13 protein-coding genes are annotated in these 17,549 nt (G+C 72.8%); 6 read left to right on the top strand and 7 right to left on the bottom strand.

Translation table 11 applies throughout. From position 1 onward, the window contains the following. Nucleotides 1-83: 83 nt before the first annotated feature. Entirely contained in the window at nt 84-1,952 is a 1,869-nt protein-coding gene (gene lepA, locus OO48_RS14320) for a translation elongation factor 4 (RefSeq protein WP_033215959.1), read from the top strand. A 96-nt stretch (nt 1,953-2,048) separates the two neighbouring features. Here the strand turns inward: lepA and OO48_RS14315 are convergent, their stop codons facing one another. The 4 genes from OO48_RS14315 to OO48_RS14300 form a co-directional block, all read right to left on the bottom strand. Further along, entirely contained in the window at nt 2,049-3,119 is a 1,071-nt protein-coding gene (locus tag OO48_RS14315; RefSeq protein WP_033215957.1) for an NAD(P)/FAD-dependent oxidoreductase, read from the bottom strand. 81 nt (nt 3,120-3,200) lie between these two features. Further along, entirely contained in the window at nt 3,201-4,121 is a 921-nt protein-coding gene (gene sigJ / locus OO48_RS14310) for an RNA polymerase sigma factor SigJ (RefSeq protein ID WP_081952115.1), read from the bottom strand. Nucleotides 4,122-4,247: 126 nt separating this feature from the next. Further along, entirely contained in the window at nt 4,248-6,293 is a 2,046-nt protein-coding gene (locus OO48_RS14305; RefSeq protein ID WP_425338538.1) for an ABC transporter ATP-binding protein, read from the bottom strand. Then, on the bottom strand, nt 6,290-8,023 hold the full coding sequence (locus OO48_RS14300; protein WP_081952114.1) for an ABC transporter ATP-binding protein: 1,734 nt from the start codon (nt 8,021-8,023) through the stop codon (nt 6,290-6,292). The genes OO48_RS14305 and OO48_RS14300 overlap by 4 nt, the downstream gene beginning before the upstream one ends. A gap of 248 nt (nt 8,024-8,271) precedes the next feature. Between OO48_RS14300 and OO48_RS14295 the strand changes: the two genes are divergently transcribed. Both OO48_RS14295 and hemW read left to right on the top strand, forming a co-directional pair. After that, nucleotides 8,272-10,173 carry an AMP-dependent synthetase/ligase gene (locus tag OO48_RS14295; protein WP_033215955.1) on the top strand — a complete coding sequence of 634 codons (1,902 nt, stop codon included), beginning with the start codon at nt 8,272-8,274 and terminating at the stop codon, nt 10,171-10,173. Nucleotides 10,174-10,243: 70 nt separating this feature from the next. Then, the gene (gene hemW, locus OO48_RS14290; RefSeq protein WP_033215954.1) at nt 10,244-11,473 is read left to right on the top strand and encodes a radical SAM family heme chaperone HemW; all 1,230 of its coding nucleotides are present in this window, start codon (nt 10,244-10,246) and stop codon (nt 11,471-11,473) included. A gap of 78 nt (nt 11,474-11,551) precedes the next feature. On the opposite strand, the gene OO48_RS14285 is transcribed toward hemW, so the two are convergent. Beyond that, entirely contained in the window at nt 11,552-12,397 is an 846-nt protein-coding gene (locus tag OO48_RS14285; RefSeq protein WP_033215953.1) for a DUF3097 domain-containing protein, read from the bottom strand. 131 nt (nt 12,398-12,528) lie between these two features. On the opposite strand from OO48_RS14285, the gene OO48_RS14280 reads away from it, so the two are divergent. Next, on the top strand, nt 12,529-13,305 hold the full coding sequence (locus tag OO48_RS14280) for a hypothetical protein (RefSeq protein ID WP_157845452.1): 777 nt from the start codon (nt 12,529-12,531) through the stop codon (nt 13,303-13,305). 22 nt (nt 13,306-13,327) lie between these two features. Here OO48_RS14280 and pspAB read toward each other — a convergent pair whose 3' ends face one another. Both pspAB and htpX read right to left on the bottom strand, forming a co-directional pair. Beyond that, on the bottom strand, nt 13,328-13,915 hold the full coding sequence (gene pspAB / locus OO48_RS14275) for a PspA-associated protein PspAB (protein ID WP_033215951.1): 588 nt from the start codon (nt 13,913-13,915) through the stop codon (nt 13,328-13,330). A gap of 37 nt (nt 13,916-13,952) precedes the next feature. Then, nucleotides 13,953-14,873: a zinc metalloprotease HtpX gene (gene htpX / locus OO48_RS14270; protein ID WP_033215949.1), complete on the bottom strand. Its 921-nt coding sequence runs from the start codon at nt 14,871-14,873 to the stop codon at nt 13,953-13,955. A 299-nt stretch (nt 14,874-15,172) separates the two neighbouring features. On the opposite strand from htpX, the gene hrcA reads away from it, so the two are divergent. Both hrcA and dnaJ read left to right on the top strand, forming a co-directional pair. Further along, nucleotides 15,173-16,246, top strand: a complete 1,074-nt coding sequence (gene hrcA / locus OO48_RS14265) for a heat-inducible transcriptional repressor HrcA (RefSeq protein ID WP_051732118.1) — start codon at nt 15,173-15,175, stop codon at nt 16,244-16,246. Between the two features lie 93 nt (nt 16,247-16,339). Beyond that, nucleotides 16,340-17,476, top strand: a complete 1,137-nt coding sequence (dnaJ, locus tag OO48_RS14260; RefSeq protein WP_033215947.1) for a molecular chaperone DnaJ — start codon at nt 16,340-16,342, stop codon at nt 17,474-17,476. Nucleotides 17,477-17,549 lie beyond the last annotated feature (73 nt).

The raw sequence follows: 17,549 nt of genomic DNA, 5'->3' as shown, positions 1-17,549 counted from the left end.
CCGCTCGGGCGGGAAGGCCCGGGGGTCCTCCGGCATGGGAGGATGGGCGGAACCATATTGATCGGATCAGAAATCGGACCAAGGTGCCCGCGACCCCCAGCAACGTGCCAGAGCCCAGCCGTACTGACCCGGCGGTGATCCGCAACTTCTGCATCATCGCCCACATCGACCACGGCAAGTCGACGCTCGCCGACCGGATGCTGCAGATCACCGGCGTGGTGGACCCCCGGCAGATGCGCGCCCAGTACCTCGACCGGATGGACATCGAGCGCGAGCGCGGCATCACCATCAAGTCCCAGGCCGTCCGCCTCCCGTGGGCGCCCAGGTCCGGTGAGAACGCGGGTACGACGCACATCCTCAACATGATCGACACCCCCGGCCACGTGGACTTCACGTACGAGGTGTCCCGCTCCCTCGCGGCCTGCGAGGGAACCATCCTGGTGGTCGACGCCGCCCAGGGCATCGAGGCGCAGACCCTCGCCAACCTGTACCTGGCGCTGGAGAACGACCTCACGATCATCCCGGTGCTCAACAAGATCGACCTGCCGGCCGCCCAGCCGGAGAAGTACGCCGCCGAGATCGCGCACATCATCGGCTGCGACCCGGCCGACGTGCTGAAGGTCTCCGCGAAGACCGGCCTCGGCGTCGAGGACCTGCTCGACCACGTGGTCGAGAAGATCCCGGCCCCGGTCGGCGTCAAGGACGCCCCGGCCCGCGCGATGATCTTCGACTCGGTGTACGACGCCTACCGCGGCGTGGTCACCTACGTGCGAGTGGTGGACGGCCAGCTCACCAAGCGCGAGCGGATCGCCATGATGTCCACCGGCGCGACCCACGAGCTGCTGGAGATCGGCGTCATCTCGCCGGAGCCCAAGGTCGCCGACGGCCTCGGCGTCGGCGAGGTGGGCTACATCATCACCGGCGTGAAGGACGTCCGGCAGTCCAAGGTCGGCGACACCATCACCTCGCAGCACAAGGGCGCCACCGAGGCCCTCGGCGGCTACAAGGACCCGCGCCCGATGGTGTTCTCCGGCCTCTACCCGCTGGACGGCTCGGACTACCCGCTGCTGCGCGACGCCCTGGACAAGCTGCGCCTGAACGACGCCGCGCTGGTCTACGAGCCGGAGACCTCGGTGGCGCTCGGCTTCGGCTACCGCTGCGGCTTCCTCGGCCTGCTGCACCTGGAGATCATCCGGGAGCGCCTGGAGCGCGAGTTCAACCTCGACCTGATCTCCACCGCCCCGAACGTGATCTACCGGGTGATCATGGAGGACGGCACCGAGCACACCGTCACCAACCCGAGCGAGTTCCCCACCGGCAAGATCGCCGAGGTGTACGAGCCGGTGGTGCGCGGCACCATCCTGGCGCCGAACGAGTTCGTCGGCGCGATCATGGAGCTCTGCCAGACCCGCCGCGGCACCCTCCAGGGCATGGACTACCTCTCCGAGGACCGGGTGGAGCTGCGCTACACCCTCCCGCTGGCCGAGATCGTCTTCGACTTCTTCGACCAGCTGAAGTCCAAGACCCGCGGCTACGCCTCGCTCGACTACGAGCCCATCGGCGAGCAGTCCGCCAACCTGGTCAAGGTCGACATCCTGCTGCACGGCGACGCGGTGGACGCGTTCTCCGCGATCGTGCACAAGGACAAGGCCTACAACTACGGCGTGATGATGGCCGGCAAGCTGCAGAAGCTGATCCCGCGCCAGCAGTTCGAGGTGCCGATCCAGGCCGCGATCGGCTCCCGGGTGATCGCCCGCGAGACGGTCCGGGCGATCCGCAAGGACGTCCTCGCCAAGTGCTACGGCGGTGACATCTCGCGCAAGCGCAAGCTGCTGGAGAAGCAGAAGGAAGGCAAGAAGCGGATGAAGATGGTCGGCCGGGTGGAGGTTCCGCAGGAAGCCTTCATCGCCGCGCTGTCGACGGACGCGGAGGCCCCGAAGGAGAAGAAGTAGCTCCGAAGTAGCTCCGGAGGGTCGGTGCACGCCGGGCCGGTACCACCCGCACGCGGGGGGTGCCGGCCCGGCGCCGTCCGTACGAGGGGGGCGCCGTCAGCGCAGCGACAGCGGCAGGCCCTTGACGATGCCCGCCTTGACCAGCCGTCCGGTCGCGCCGGTCAGCACCCGGGGCCGCACCGAGTCGTCGCCGTGGATCAGCTGCACCAGCGCCTCGCCGCGCCCCAGGCTCAGGCACTGGGTGGCGTACCGGTACGAGAACGGCTTGTCGGTGCGGCCGGTGAGCAGCTTGGCCAGGTAGTGGCCCTGCGGCATCGCGGTGGCGCAGGCCATCCGCAGTTCGCCGATGCCGGGCACCTCGACGGCGGCGGCGTCCCCGATCACGTAGACCTCGGGGTGGGAGACCGAGCGCAGGTGGTCGTCGACCAGGGCGCGGCCCTGCGCGTTGACGGCCAGGCCGGATTCGGCGGCCAGCGGCTGCGGCTCCATCGAGGCGGCCCACACCACCACGTCCGCGGGGATCTCCCCGTCCTCGCAGGTCAGGCCGCGCGCGGTGACGGCGGTGACCCGCCGGTCCTCGTCGACCCGCGCCCCGAGCCGGTCGAGCACCGCCAGGACGTGCGCCCGGCCGCGCTCCGACAGCCAGCCGCCGACCCGCCCGGCCGCGACCAGCCGGACCCGCCAGGCCGGGTACGCCTCGGCCAGTTCGGTGGCCAGTTCGATGCCGGTCGCCCCGCCGCCGACCACCGCGAGCGTCCCGGGCGCGGGGGCGTCGGCGAGCCGCCGGCGCAGCTCCTCGGCGCGCTCCGCCGAGTACACGTGCTCGGCGGCGCCCGGCACGTCGCCCCAGGCGGTGCGGCTGCCGAGCGCGTACACCAGGGTGTCGTACCCGATCCGCTCGCCGTCCTCGGTGCGCACCTCGCGGGCGGCCAGGTCGAGTTCGACGGCCCGGGTGGCCCGGTGGACGACCTTGCGGCCGCGCAGCACGCGGGCGATCTCGGGGCGGGCGACCCGGCGCCCGGCGGCGAGTTCGTGCAGCCGGACGCGGTGGGTGAAGCGCTGCTCGGGGGCGATCAGGGTGACCCGGTCCGGGCCGCGGCCGATCCTGGCGGCGGCGGACAGCCCCGCGTAGCCCGCGCCGATCACCACGATGTGCTTGCCGGTCATTGCGTCCTCCTCCGTGATCCCGCCGGTTGCGGTTCCGGAAGGGGGACGGAGCGGCCCGCCGGAGTGTGACCGTGATCCGGGTCACACCTCCTGGAGGTGGCCGAGCTTCTCCGGGTTCACCATCACGTACGCGGCGGTGACCAGGCCGTTCTCGACGGTGAACGCCAGTACGCCGCCGACCGTGCCGGGCGCCGAGTACCAGACCGCCCCCGCCTCGCCGTTGACCACCGCCGGCACCAGCGGGTGCTGCTCGTCGACCACCCGGGTGGTGAGCTTGCGCAGCAGCCTGGCGACGTGGAGCGCGCCGCGCACCGGCCGGCGCACCGCGTTGACGACGCCGCCGCCGTCGGCGTGCCAGACCACTTCGGGGTCGAGCATCGACACCAGCGTGGCCAGGTCGCCGCCGGACGCCGCGGCGGTGAACGCCGACACCACCCGGTGGTGCTCGGCCGGGTCGACCGCCGCGCGCCGGCCGCCGTCGCGGACCCGGCGGCGGGCCCGCGAGGCGAGCTGCCGGGCGGCCTCGGGGGAGCGGTCCAGCGCCGGGGCGATCTCGTCGAAGCCGACCGCGAACACGTCGTGCAGCACGAACGCCGCCCGCTCGGCCGGGGTCAGCTGCTCCATCACCGCCAGCATCGCCACCGACACCTGCTCGCCCAGTTCGGCCACCTCGGCGGGGGAGCCGGCGGCGTCCGACAGCACCGGCTCCGGCAGCCACTCGCCGACGTACGCCTCGCGGCGGGCCCGGGCCGAGCCCAGCTGGTCGTAGCAGAGCCGGGTGACCACCGTGGTCAGGTACGCGCGCGGGTCGGTCACGCCCGTCCGGTCGGCGGACTGCCAGCGCAGCCAGGCGTCCTGCAGCACGTCCTCGGCGTCGGCGACCGATCCCAGCAGGCGGTAGGCGACCGCGCCCAGGTAGCGGCGCTCGGCCTGGAAGACGTCGGGAGCGGTGGCGTCGGGAGCGGTGGCGCCGGCGGGGGTGGTGGCGTTCGGATCGGGCACCCGACCACGGTAGCGCGCCCCACCGCGGCCGTCCCGGGCGGTGCCTGACGCCCGGTCAGGAGCGCGTGCGCGCCGGGGGAGGCCCGCTGGTGCGGACCTCCCCCGGCGCGGCGGGCGGGGCGGCGGTCAGTCGACCTCGGCCACGGCCTGGGCGAACTGGGCCTGGTAGAGCCGGGCGTAGGCGCCGTCGGCGGCGATCAGCTCGTCGTGGGTGCCCTGTTCGACGATCGAGCCGTTCTCCATCACCAGGATGACGTCGGCGTCCCGGATGGTGGAGAGGCGGTGGGCGATCACGAAACTGGTGCGGCCGGTGCGCAGTTCGGCCATCGCGCGCTGGATCAGCACCTCGGTGCGGGTGTCGACGGAGCTGGTGGCCTCGTCGAGGACCAGGATCGAGGGCTGGGCGAGGAAGGCGCGGGCGATGGTGATCAGCTGCTTCTCACCGGCGCTGACCCCGGTGCCCTCGTCGTCCAGGACGGTGTCGTAGCCCTCGGGCAGGGTCCGCACGAAGCGGTCGACGTGGGCGGCCCGCGCCGCCGCGACCACCTGTTCGCGGGTGGCGTTCTGGGCGCCGTAGGCGATGTTCTCGGCGATGGTGCCGCCGAACAGCCAGGTGTCCTGGAGGACCATGCCGATGCCGGAGCGCAGGTCCTCGCGGGACATCGCGGCGACGTCCACGCCGTCCAGGGTGATCCGGCCGCCGCTGACCTCGTAGAACCGCATCAGCAGGTTGACCATGGTGGTCTTGCCGGCGCCGGTGGGGCCGACGATGGCCACCGTGTGGCCGGGTTCGACCTTCAGGGACAGGCCCTCGATCAGCGGCTTGTCGGGGTCGTAGCGGAAGGAGACGTCCTCGAAGGAGACCCGGCCGCGGACCTCGGCGGGGCGCTCGGGGTGCAGGGGCTCGGGGGACTGCTCCTCGGCGTCCAGCAGTTCGAAGACCCGCTCGGCGGAGGCCACGCCGGACTGCACCAGGTTGGCCATCGAGGCGACCTGGCTGAGCGGCTGGCTGAACTGCCGGGAGTACTGGATGAACGCCTGCACGTCGCCGATCGACAGCGCGCCGGAGGCCACCCGCAGGCCGCCGACCACCGCGACCAGCACGTAGTTGATGTTGCCGACCAGCATCATCGCCGGCTGGATGACGCCCGAGATGAACTGCGCCTTGAAGGACGCCTCGTAGAGCGCCTGGTTCTCCTTCTCGAAGAGCTCCGCGGCCTCCTTCTGGCGGCCGAAGACCTTCACCAGGTTGTGTCCGGTGAACATCTCCTCGATGTGCGCGTTCAGCTTGCCGGTGGAGCTCCACTGCTTGATGAACTGCGGCTGGGCGCGCTTGCCGACCTTGGTGGCGACCACCACCGAGACGGGCACCGAGATCAGTGCTATCACGGCCAGCAGCGGGGAGATCCAGAACATCATCACCAGCACGCCGACGATGGTGAGCAGCGAGTTCACCACCTGGCCCATGGTCTGCTGCATGGACTGGTTGATGTTGTCGATGTCGTTGGTGACCCGGCTGAGCACCTCGCCGCGCGACTGGCGGTCGAAGTAGCTGAGCGGCAGCCGGGACAGCTTCGCCTCGACCTCCTCGCGCAGCCGGAACACCGTCCGGTTGATCGCCAGCGCGGCCAGCCGGCCCTGCACCACGCCGAACAGGATCGCGGCCAGGTAGATGCCGAGCACCCAGAGCAGGACGCCGCCGATGGCGCCGAAGTCCATGCCCTGGCCGGGCGTGAAGTCGATGGTGGCGAGCAGGTCGGCGATGTTGCCCTGGCCCGCGGCGCGCAGCCCGTCCAGCACGGCCTGCTTGCTGGGGGCGCCGGCGAACCGCGGCCCGGTGGCGCCGGCGACGATCAGGTCGGTCGCCTTGCCGAGCACCCGGGGGCCGACCACCGCGCAGCCGACCGAGAGCACGCCGAAGCCGAGCACGGTGAACAGCAGCTTGCGCTCGGGCCCGAGCAGGGTGAACAGGCGCTTCGCGGAGCCGCCGAAGTCCTTGGACTTCTCGGTGCCCTGCGCGCCCATGAACCGGCCCGGTCCGGGGCCGCCGCGCCGGGCCGCCGCCTCCTGCGAGCCGGACGGCCGCTCGGCGGGCGTCTCGGGCGCCGCGGCGGCGGGGGCCCCGCCGGACTTGGACAGCTCGGGCTTGTCGGGGGTTCCGGGGCTGGTCACGCCGCCTCCTGCTCGGTGAGCTGGGAGAGCACGATCTCCCGGTACGTCGGGTTGCCGGCCATCAGTTCCCGGTGGGTGCCGGTGCCGACGACGGCGCCCTCGTCGAGGACGACGATCCGGTCGGCGTCGCGGATGGTGGAGACCCGCTGGGCGACGATCACCACGGTGGCGTCCCCGGTCTCCCGGGCGAGCGCGGCGCGCAGCCGGGCGTCGGTGGCGTAGTCGAGGGCCGAGAAGGAGTCGTCGAACAGGTAGATCTCCGGCTTGCGGACCAGTGCCCGGGCGATCGCCAGGCGCTGGCGCTGGCCGCCGGAGACGTTGGTGCCGCCCTGGGCGATCGGGGCGTCCAGGCCCTCGGGGAGCTTGCGCACGAAGTCCGCGGCCTGGGCGGTCTCCAGCGCCTGCCAGAGCTCCTCGTCGGTGGCCTCGGGCTTGCCGTAGCGCAGGTTGGAGGCGACGGTGCCGGAGAACAGGTACGGCTTCTGCGGGACGAGGCCGATGATCTCGGACAGCTTCCGCGGGTCGAGCTCGCGCACGTCCACCCCGTCGATCAGCACCTCGCCGCCGGTGGCGTCGAACAGCCGGGGGACGAGCCCGAGCAGGGTGGTCTTGCCGGAGCCGGTGGAGCCGATGACGGCGGTGGTCTCGCCGGGCCGGGCGGCCAGGTCGACGCCGCGCAGCACGGGGGCCTCGGCGCCGGGGTAGCGGAAGTCGACGCCGCGCAGCTCCAGGGTGCCCCGGGCGCGCAGCTCGGTGACCGGGCTGGCCGGCGGGACGACGCTGGACTCGGTGTCCAGCACCTCCTGGACGCGTTCGGCGCAGACCTCGGCGCGCGGCACCATCATGAACATGAAGGTGGCCATCATGACGCTCATCAGGATCTGCATCAGGTAGGAGAGGAACGCGGTGAGCGCGCCGATCTGCATGCCGCCGCTGTCGATGCGGTGCGCGCCGAACCAGAACACGGCGACGCTGGAGACGTTCACCACGCCCATCACGATCGGGAACATCAGCGACATCAGCCGGCCGACCCGCAGCGAGTAGTCGGCGAGTTCGCCGTTGGCGCCGGTGAAGCGGGCCTTCTCGTGGTCGTCCTTGACGAAGGCCCGGATGACCCGGATGCCGGTGATCTGCTCGCGCATGATCCGGTTGACCGCGTCGATCCGGGTCTGCATGCCGCGGAACTGCGGGCGCATCTTCGAGACCAGCACGGTGACGACGAGGCCCAGCACGGGCACCACGGCCAGCAGCAGGCCGGACAGCGGCACGTCCTGGTTCAGCGCCATGACGACGCCGCCGACGCACATGATCGGCGCGGTGACCATCAGCGTGAAGGTCATCAGCGCCAGCATCTGGACCTGCTGGACGTCGTTGGTGGTCCGGGTGATCAGCGAGGGCGCGCCGAACTGGTTGAGCTCGCGGGCGGAGAAGTCCTGCACCCGGGAGAACACCGCGGCGCGGATGTCCCGGCCGATGGCCATGGCGGTGCGCGCGCCGTAGTGGACCGCGCCGATCGAGCAGACGGCCTGGGCGAGCGACACGCCGACCATCACGCCGCCGACTCGCAGGATGTAGCCGGTGTCGCCCTTGAGCACGCCGCTGTCGATGATGTCCGCGTTGAGCGTCGGCAGGTAGAGCATGCCGAGGGTGGACACCAGCTGGAGCAGCACCAGCAGGGTGATGTCGCGTGAGTAGGGCCCCAGATGGGCCCGTAGGAGTCTGAAAAGCACCGTGACACTCTCGTCTGCGAAGGGGATGAGCGCATCCCAAATTCGGGTACTTGTGGGAAAGCTTCACGTCCGGGCGGGTGCTGCACTGCCGACCTGGGGGCGTGCCGCCTCGCGTCGCCCCCTTACGGATCGGCTTCCCACCCCCTAGGCTGCTGCTGCCCTCTTGTTACTCGCCGGTTAAGTCGGTGTCCGGTCGCCCCTGTCCGGCGTCCGCCCGTGCTCGGTCCACCCGTCCCCGGAGGTCCTCGTTGAGTTCAGCGCAGTCCGTGATCGAGCGGCGCCCGCCCTCCGTGGCGCACCTGTTGCTCAGCAGGGTAAGGGCCACCCCCAACGGTGAGGCCTACCGGTACCCGGTTCCGGTGGACGAGCAGGCCGCGGACAGCGCCCCGGGCGCCGAGCAGTGGCGCTCGCTGACCTGGGCGCAGGCCTTCCGGCGGATCTCCGCGGTGGCGGCCGGCCTGATGGCGCTGGGCGTCCGGGCCGAGGACCGGGTCGCGATCGCCTCGGCGACCCGGGTCGAGTGGATCCTCGCCGACCTGGGCAACATGTGCGCCGGCGCGGCCACCACCACCGTCTACCCGAGCACCAACGCCGACGAGACCGCGTTCATCCTGGCGAACTCCGGCAGCCGCGCGCTGTTCGCCGAGAACGAGGGCCAGCTGCGCAAGGCCGTCGAGCAGAAGGACGCGCTGCCCGCGCTGGAGTGGGTCGTCCTGTTCGACGCCCCCGAGGGGGGCGTCCCCGAGGCCGAGGGCCTGACCGTGCTCACCCTGGCCGAGCTGGAGGAGCGCGGCGCCGCCTACCTGGCCGAGCACCCCGACGCGGTCGAGAAGGCCGTCGACTCGCTCGACAAGGAGCAGTTGGCCACCCTGATCTACACCTCCGGCACCACCGGCCGCCCCAAGGGCGTGCGCCTGGTGCACGACTGCTGGGCGTACGAGGGCGTGGCGCAGGAGGAGAGCGGGCTGCTGCGCGCGGACGACGTGCAGTTCATGTGGCTGCCGCTGTCGCACGTGTTCGGCAAGACGCTGATCTCCGGCCAGATCGCCACCGGCCACGTGATGGCGGTGGACGGCCGGGTGGACCGGATCATCCACAACCTGCCGGCGATCCGTCCGACCCTGATGGCCTCCGCGCCGCGGATCTTCGAGAAGGTCTACAACGGCATCGCGGGCAGGGCCCGGGCCGAGGGCGGCGCCAAGTACAAGATCTTCATGTGGGCGGCGGAGGTCGCCCGCGAGTACGCGCAGACCGTCCAGGCCGCGCAGGTCGCCACCGGGCGGGAGAGCGCCCCGCTGGGCCTGCGGCTGCGACACTCGCTGGCCGACAAGCTGGTGTACACCAAGATCCGGGCCGCGTTCGGCGGCCGGCTGCGCGGCGCGGTGTCGGGCAGCGCGGCGCTGGCCCCGGAGATCGGCTACTTCTTCAAGGGCGCGGGCGTCCCGGTGCTGGAGGGCTACGGCCTGACCGAGACCTCGGCCGGCTCCACGGTCAACCGGGCCGAGGACTTCCGGGTCGGCACCGTCGGCCTGCCGCTGCCCGGCACCGAGGTGCGGATCGGCGAGGACGGCGAGATCCTGCTGCGCGGCCCGGGCGTCATGCGCGGCTACCACGAGATGCCCGAGCAGACCGCCGAGGTGCTGGAGCCGGACGGCTGGTTCCACACCGGCGACATCGGCGAGCTCACCGAGGGCGGCTACCTGCGGATCACCGACCGCAAGAAGGACATGTTCAAGACCTCCGGCGGCAAGTACGTCGCCCCCAGCGAGGTGGAGGGCAAGTTCAAGGCGATCTGCCCGTTCGTCAGCAACATCCTGGTGATCGGCAACGGCCGCAACTACTGCACCGCGCTGATCGGCCTGGACGAGACGGCGATCATGCCGTGGGCCGCCGAGCACGGCCTGGCCGGCAGGTCGTACGCCGAGGTGGTCGCCGACCCGGCCACCGTCGCGCTGATCGACGGCTTCGTCCAGCGCCTCAACGGCGGGCTGCAGCGCTGGCAGACGATCAAGAAGTTCACGCTGCTCCCGCGCGACCTGGACATCGAGCACGGCGAGCTGACCCCGAGCCTGAAGATCAAGCGCCCGGTGGTCGAGCGGACGTACGCGGACGAGGTCAGCGCGATGTACGCGGGCGCCAACGAGGCCTGAGCCCCGCCCGTCCGGTAGCGGCCTGCGGACCCTTTTCGGGTTTCGCAGGCCGCTACCGGACAATGGGCGCATGCCCTCCGCACTCCCCGACGGCGAACCCGTGCCGTCCGACGGCTCGCTGCCCGCCCACGCCCTGCACGGACTCGGCGCGCGGCCGTTCGGCTTCTACCTGCACGTGCCGTACTGCGCCAGCCGCTGCGGCTACTGCGACTTCAACACCTACACCGCCACCGAGCTGCGCTCCTCGGGCGCCGTCGCCTCGCAGGAGACGTACGCGGACAACGTGATCGCCGAGATCCGGCTGGCCCGCCGCGTCCTGGGCGAGGCCGACCTGCCGGTCGAGACGGTCTTCCTGGGCGGCGGCACCCCGACCCTGCTGCCCGCCCGCGACCTGGTGCGGATGCTGGCCGCGCTGCGCGAGGAGTTCGGGCTCGCCCCCGGCGCCGAGGTCACCACCGAGGCCAACCCGGAGTCCGTCGACCCGGCGTACCTGGCCGAACTGCGCGAGGGCGGCTACAACCGGATCTCCTTCGGCATGCAGAGCGCCCGCCCGCACGTGCTCGCCCTGCTCGACCGCCACCACACCCCCGGCCGCCCCGAAGCCTGCGTCGCCGAGGCCCGCGCGGCCGGCTTCGAGCACGTCAACCTCGACCTGATCTACGGCACCCCCGGCGAGAGCGACCAGGACTGGCGGACTTCCCTGGACGCCGCGATCGGCGCCGGCCCCGACCACGTCTCCGCCTACTCGCTGATCGTCGAGGACGGCACCCGGCTCGCCGCCCGGGTCAAGCGCGGCGAACTGCCGATGATCGACGACGACGTGCACGCCGACCGCTACCTGATGGCCGAGACGGCGCTGGCCGCCGCCGGCTACCACTGGTACGAGGTCTCCAACTGGGCCACCACCCCCGAGGCCCGCTGCCGCCACAACGAGCTGTACTGGACCGGCGCCGACTGGTGGGGCGCCGGGCCCGGCGCGCACAGCCACGTCGGCGGCGTCCGCTGGTGGAACGCCAAGCACCCCGCCGCGTACGCCCAGGCCCTCGCCGAGGGCCGCACCCCCGCGCTCGGCCGCGAGGTGCTGGCCGACGAGGACCGCCGGGTCGAGCGCATCCTGCTGGAACTGCGCCTGGCCGGGGGCTGCCCGCTCGACCTGCTCACCGCCGACGGCCGCGCCGCCGCCGACCGGGCCCTCGCCGACGGCCTGCTGGAGCCCGTGCCGTACGCGGCGGGCCGGGCGGCGCTGACCCTGCGCGGGCGGCTGCTGGCGGACGGGGTGGTCCGCGACCTGGTCGACTGAACCGGGCACGGGCACGGGGGCGGGCACGGGGGCGGGGCGCCACCGGCGACGACCGCCCGGACGCCCCGAGCCGCCAGGTCAGGCGCCGGCCCCGCCGGGCAGCGTGACGAAGTCGATCAACTCCTCGACCCGGCCGAGCAGTTCCGGCTCCAGGTCCTTCCAGCCGTCGACCGCGGCGAGGATCCGCTTCCAGGCCGCGGGGGTGTCCACCGGCCAGCCCAGCCGCCGGCAGACGCCCTCCTTCCACACCTCGCCGCGCGGCACCTCGGGCCAGGCGGCGATGCCCAGTGCGGCGGGCTTGACGGCCTGCCAGACGTCCACGTACGGGTGGCCGACGACCAGCACGTGGTCGCCGGTCACCCGCTCGGCGATCCGGTGCTCCTTGGTGCCGGGCAGCAGGTGGTCGACCAGCACGCCCAGCCGGCGGCCGGGGCCGGGGGCGAAGGAGTCGACGATGGCGGGCAGGTCGTCCACGCCCTCCAGGTACTCCACCACCACGCCCTCGATCCGCAGGTCGTCGCCCCAGACCCGTTCGACCAGCTCGGCGTCGTGCCGGCCCTCGACGTAGATCCGCGACTCCCGGGCCACCCGGGCCCGCGCTCCCGGCACCGCGACCGAACCGGACGCGGTGCGCCCCGGGCCGCGCGGCGGGGCCGGGGCGGCGGCGGCCGGGCGCACCAGCGTCACCACCCGCCCCTCCAGCAGGAACCCGCGCGGCACCAGCGGGAACACCCGGTGCTTGCCGAACCGGTCCTCCAGCGTGACGGTGAACCCCTCGGCGGTCCGCTCGCAGCGCACCACCGCCCCGCAGAACCCGGTCGTCGCCTCCTCCACCACCAGGTCCCGCTCGGCCGCCACCTCGGGCGCGGGCTGCTGCCGCTTCCACGGCGGGGTCAGATCCGGCCCGTACTCCCTGCTCCGCATGGGCGGCAGTCTACGGACCCCGCCCCCGCGGGACCGACGGCGCGTCAGGCCGCGGGCCGGACGGACCCGCTTTACGAACGGCGGCGGACGTGCGAAAGTGCGGCGCGATCATGGACGAACGGGGGTGTGCCGTGCACGGGCGACGGCGGCGGTGGGCGGTGGCGGCCGTCGCGGTGGTGCTGGGCGCGGCCGGCTGCTCGGCGGGCGGGGACGGGGGCGGGGACGGGGGCGGCGACGTCCGGAAGGCCGGTGGCGCGGCGGCCGGTGCCGGGACGGCCGGGCGGGTGCCGCGGGTGTTGCGGGACGGGCTGCTGACCGCGCTGCGGCTGCCGGTCGGCTTCACGCTGAACACCAGCGGGACGGAGTCGACGACCACCCGGGCGCCCGTCCACCCGGACGGCCCGGCCCCGGAACCGCTGGCGTCGGTGCCCTGCGACGACATCGGGGTCAGCGCCTTCGTGACCAGGCACGCCCCGCCGCTGGAGGACGTCGCGGTGGGCCTCGAGCGGTACCCGGCCGACGACGACGCGGAGGACCTGGGCTGGTTCGGCCAGGAGTCGCTGGACCGCTACCCGCCCGGCCGGGCCGCCCAGGTGCTCGCCGAACTGCGGGCCGCCGCCCTGCGCTGCGCCGGGCCCGTCGAAACGGGTGGCGAGGGCGACAGGATGGAGCGGACCATCACCGCCGAGCCGCTCGACGGCGGCCCGCTCGGCGACGGCCTGCTGCTGCGCGTGGCCGACCGCTCCGACCGCCTGGGCCTCACCTGGGTCGACCGGACCGCCGTGCTGCCCGGCGGCGGCGACGTGCTGCTGATCGTCCAGGAGGTGGTCAGCGAGCAGGAGTCCCCGGACCTGCTGAGGGCCGTCGACGCAGCCGCGGCCGCCTACCGGAGCGCCGCCGCCGGGTGAGGGCCCGGGCGGGCCGCGGGGCTCAGTCCTCGATGCCCGGCGCGCCCCAGACCGGGAACCAGCGCGACAGGTCCGGCTCGATCCGCAGGTCGTCGCGGAGCAGGTGGGAGACCTCGATCTCCAGCGGGTTGTCCCGCTTCTCCTGCCCGGCGACCTTGCACATCGGGTAGAAGGTGCCCCGCTTGTACAGGTACACCAGCGCCAGCGAGCGGCCCTCGGCGTCCCGGAAGCCGACCAGCGAGCAGAGCAGCTGGGGCCCGAAGCCGCCGGCCTCCAGCTCGCTGTTGACCGCGTGCAGGTCGTTGACCAGGTCGGGCAGCTCCTCGGGGGTGTGCCGGGCCAGCAGCCAGGAGTACCCGTACGAGTCCCGGGACGCCTCGACCGGGACGCCGCCGCGCCCGGTGTCCGCGTCCAGCAGCGCCCGCACCTGCCCCTGCACCTCGGTGAAGGCCGCGCCCTCGACCGCGGCGAAGCACACCGAGCCCAGGCCGGTCGGCAGGAACCCCTTGGCGGCCTGCAGGGTGAGCGCCGCCGACGGGATGCCGAACAGCTGGTCGAGGTCGGGCTTGACCGGCTTGCTCCGGCCGAACAGGGCGTCCAGGAATCCCACGCCGCGAGCTCCTTCTTCCGTGGGGGAGGGGGCGGGCTCAGCGCCCGAGTTCTTCGGAGACCTTCCGCAGCTGCGCGAGGCGCTGCTCCAGCGACGGGTGGGTGGACACCAGCCGCGAGGCCGTCTCCCTGGCGCTCAGCGCCGGGGCGAAGTAGAAGGCGTTGTACGGCCGGGCCTGCCGCAGGTCCTTGGTCGGGATGGCGGCGATCTGCCCGGTCACCTTGGTCAGCGCCGAGGCCAGCGCGGCGGGCCGGCCGGTCAGCTGGGCGGCGGCCCGGTCGGCGGCCAGCTCGCGGTAGCGCGACAGCAGCCTGGTCAGCAGGAAGCTGACCGCGTACACCACCATCGAGGCCAGCGGGATCAGCACCATCGCGATCGCCGCGTTCTGGTCGTTGCTGTTGCGGTTGCCGCCGCCCATCATCCCGCCGTACAGGGCGATCCTGGTCATCGCGCCGGCCAGCACGCCGAGGAACCCGGCCACCGTCATCACCGCGACGTCCCGGTGCGCGACGTGCGACAGCTCGTGGGCCAGCACGCCCTCCAGCTCCTCCGGCTCCAGCCGGCGCAGCAGCCCGGTGGTCACGCAGATCACCGCGTTCTGCGGGTTGCGGCCGGTGGCGAAGGCGTTGGGCATGTCGTTGTCGGCCACCGCGACCCTGGGCTTGGGCATGTCGGCCAGCGCGCACAGCCGGTCCACCGCACCGTGCAGCTGCGGGTACTGCTCGGGGGTGACCCGGTGGGCGCCCATCGCCCGCTCGGTGATCTTGTCGGAGAACCAGAACTGCGCGACGAACAGGCCGCCGGAGATCAGCACCACCAGCGGCCAGGCGCCGCGCAGCAGCACGATCAGCAGACCGGTGAAGCCCACGTAGAGCAGCCCGATCAGGAACATGGTGACGACCATCCGGCCGGTCAGGCCGCGGTCTGGGGTGAACCGGGAGTGCTGTGCCGCCGACATCGCTGCTCCTCCTCTGCGTCCGGACCGGCGGCCCGGGCGCCGCGCCGTCCGCCCCGCTCGTCTTCGATGCTGCCACCGGGCGGGCCCGCGGGCACCATCCGAAACGGTGGGAATTCGGTCGGAACGGGACGCGGCCCGGGCGCGCCGCGACCGCTCCGGACGAGGATCACGCGGGCGCACCGTTCCTGCGGTCAGGCCCGGGCCGTACACTGGCAGGTACGGTTCTGGCACTCTGCCCAGTTGAGTGCCAGTCCCGGACCGGACACCGGGACGACGGACGACGACGGAGGTGCGTGCCCATGCCGGACGAGAGCAAGCCCGACGGCCGACTCATCGACACGCGCCCGTCCGCCCGGCCGCTGGACGAGCGGCGGCTCGCGGTGCTCCGGGCGATCGTCCAGGACTACGTGGGCACCGAGGAGCCGGTCGGCTCCAAGGCCCTGGTGGAGCGCCACAACCTGGGCGTCTCCCCGGCCACCGTCCGCAACGACATGGCCGCGCTGGAGGAGGAGGGGTACATCCACCAGCCGCACACCAGTGCGGGCCGGATCCCCACCGACAAGGGCTACCGGCTGTTCGTCGACCGGCTCGCCGAGGTCAAGCCGATGACCGCCCCCGAGCGCCGGGCGATCCGGCACTTCCTCGAGGGCGCCGTCGACCTGGACGACGTGGTGGCCCGGACGGTGCGGCTGCTCGCCCAGCTGACCAGGCAGGTCGCGGTCGTCCAGTACCCCTCGCTGACCCGCTCCACCGTGCGGCACATCGAACTGGTGTCGCTCACCCCGACCAAGCTGATGCTGGTGCTGATCACCAACACCGGCCGGGTCGAACAGCGGATGGTCGACTGCCCCGCCCCGGTCGGCGAGGCCCTGCTCGGAGACCTGCGGGCCAGGCTCAACGGCATGGCGGGCGGCTGCCGGCTGCCCGAGGTGCCGACCGTCCTGGAGGACCTGCCGGCCGGCTTCGACCCGGCCGACCGGCCCGCCGTCAGCACCGTGCTGACCGTCCTGTTCGAGGCGCTGGCCGAACAGAACGAGGAGCGGATCATGCTGGCGGGCACCGCCAACCTGACCCGCTTCGGCCACGACTTCCCGCTCACCATCCGGCCGGTCCTGGAGGCCCTGGAGGAGCAGGTGGTGCTGTTGCGCCTGCTGGGTGAGACGGCCGACTCGGCGATGACCGTCCGGATCGGCCACGAGATCGCCTACGAGGGGCTCAATTCCACGTCGGTGGTCTCGGTCGGTTACGGTTCGGGCGACCAGAGCGTGGCAAAGCTGGGAGTGATCGGTCCGACCCGGATGGATTACCCGGGCACAATGGGGGCGGTGCGCGCGGTGGCACGGTACGTCGGCCAGATCCTGGCGGAGTCGTAACGGATCGGCGCAGGCGCAGCGGGAAGCGGAACGGCGCAACAAGCAGCGTGCTGTCGCAGGCACTTCTAGAGGCGGAAAAAACCGGAGCATTTGGTGGCCACGGACTACTACGCGGTACTCGGCGTCCGACGCGACGCGGGGCAGGACGAGATCAAGAAGGCGTTCCGGCGCCTCGCCCGTGAGCTGCACCCGGACGTCAACCCGGACCCGAAGACGCAGGAGCGGTTCAAGGAGATCAACGCCGCCTACGAGGTGCTCTCCGATCCGCAGAAGCGCCAGGTCTACGACCTCGGCGGGGACCCGCTGTCGCCGGGCGGCGGCGGGGGCGGCTTCGGCGCCGGTGCGGCCGGGTTCGGCTTCTCCGACATCATGGACGCCTTCTTCGGCGCCGCGACCGGCCAGCGCGGCCCGCGCTCGCGCACCCGCCGCGGCCAGGACGCCATGATCCGGCTGGAGATCACCCTGGAGGAGGCCGCGTTCGGCACCACCAAGGAACTCCAGGTCGACACCGCCGTCACCTGCACCACCTGCAGCGGCGAGGGCGCCGCGCCCGGCACCTCCGCGCAGACCTGCGACATGTGTCGCGGCAAGGGCGAGGTCTCCCAGGTCACCCGGTCCTTCCTGGGCCAGGTCATGACCTCCCGCCCCTGCCCGCAGTGCCAGGGCTTCGGCACCGTCGTCCCCACCCCCTGCCCGGAGTGCGCCGGCGACGGCCGGGTCCGCGCCCGCCGCACCCTCACCGTCAAGATCCCGGCCGGCGTCGACAACGGCACCCGGATCCAGCTGGCCGGCGAGGGCGAGGTCGGCCCCGGCGGCGGCCCCGCCGGCGACCTGTACGTCGAGATCGCCGAGACCAGCCACCCGACCTTCCAGCGGCGCGGCGACGACCTGCACTGCACCGTCACCATCCCGATGACCGCCGCGTCGCTCGGCACCCAGGTGCCGCTGCAGACCCTCGACGGCCTGGAGGAGGTCGACATCCGGCCCGGCACCCAGTCCGGCCAGTCGATCCCGCTGCACGGCCGCGGCATCACCCACCTGCGCGGCGGCGGCCGGGGCGACCTGATAGTGCACGTCGAGGTGCAGACGCCCACCAAGCTCGACCCGGAGCAGGAGGAACTGCTGCGGCGGCTCGCCCTGCTGCGCGGCGAGGAGCGTCCCTCCGGGCAGTTCGCGCCCGGCCAGCAGGGCCTGTTCTCCCGGCTGAAGGACGCCTTCAACGGCCGGTGAGACCCGTTCCTCCCGGAGCCGGGAGCGGCGAGGGGCAGTGCCCCGCCGCTCCCGGCTCGTTTTTCGCCCCGAT

The sequence above is a fragment of the Kitasatospora phosalacinea genome, from assembly GCF_000716545.1.
Taxonomy (GTDB): domain Bacteria; phylum Actinomycetota; class Actinomycetes; order Streptomycetales; family Streptomycetaceae; genus Kitasatospora; species Kitasatospora phosalacinea.
Note: the sequence above shows the minus strand (reverse complement) of the source record. Positions and strands in the feature narration are given on the sequence as shown.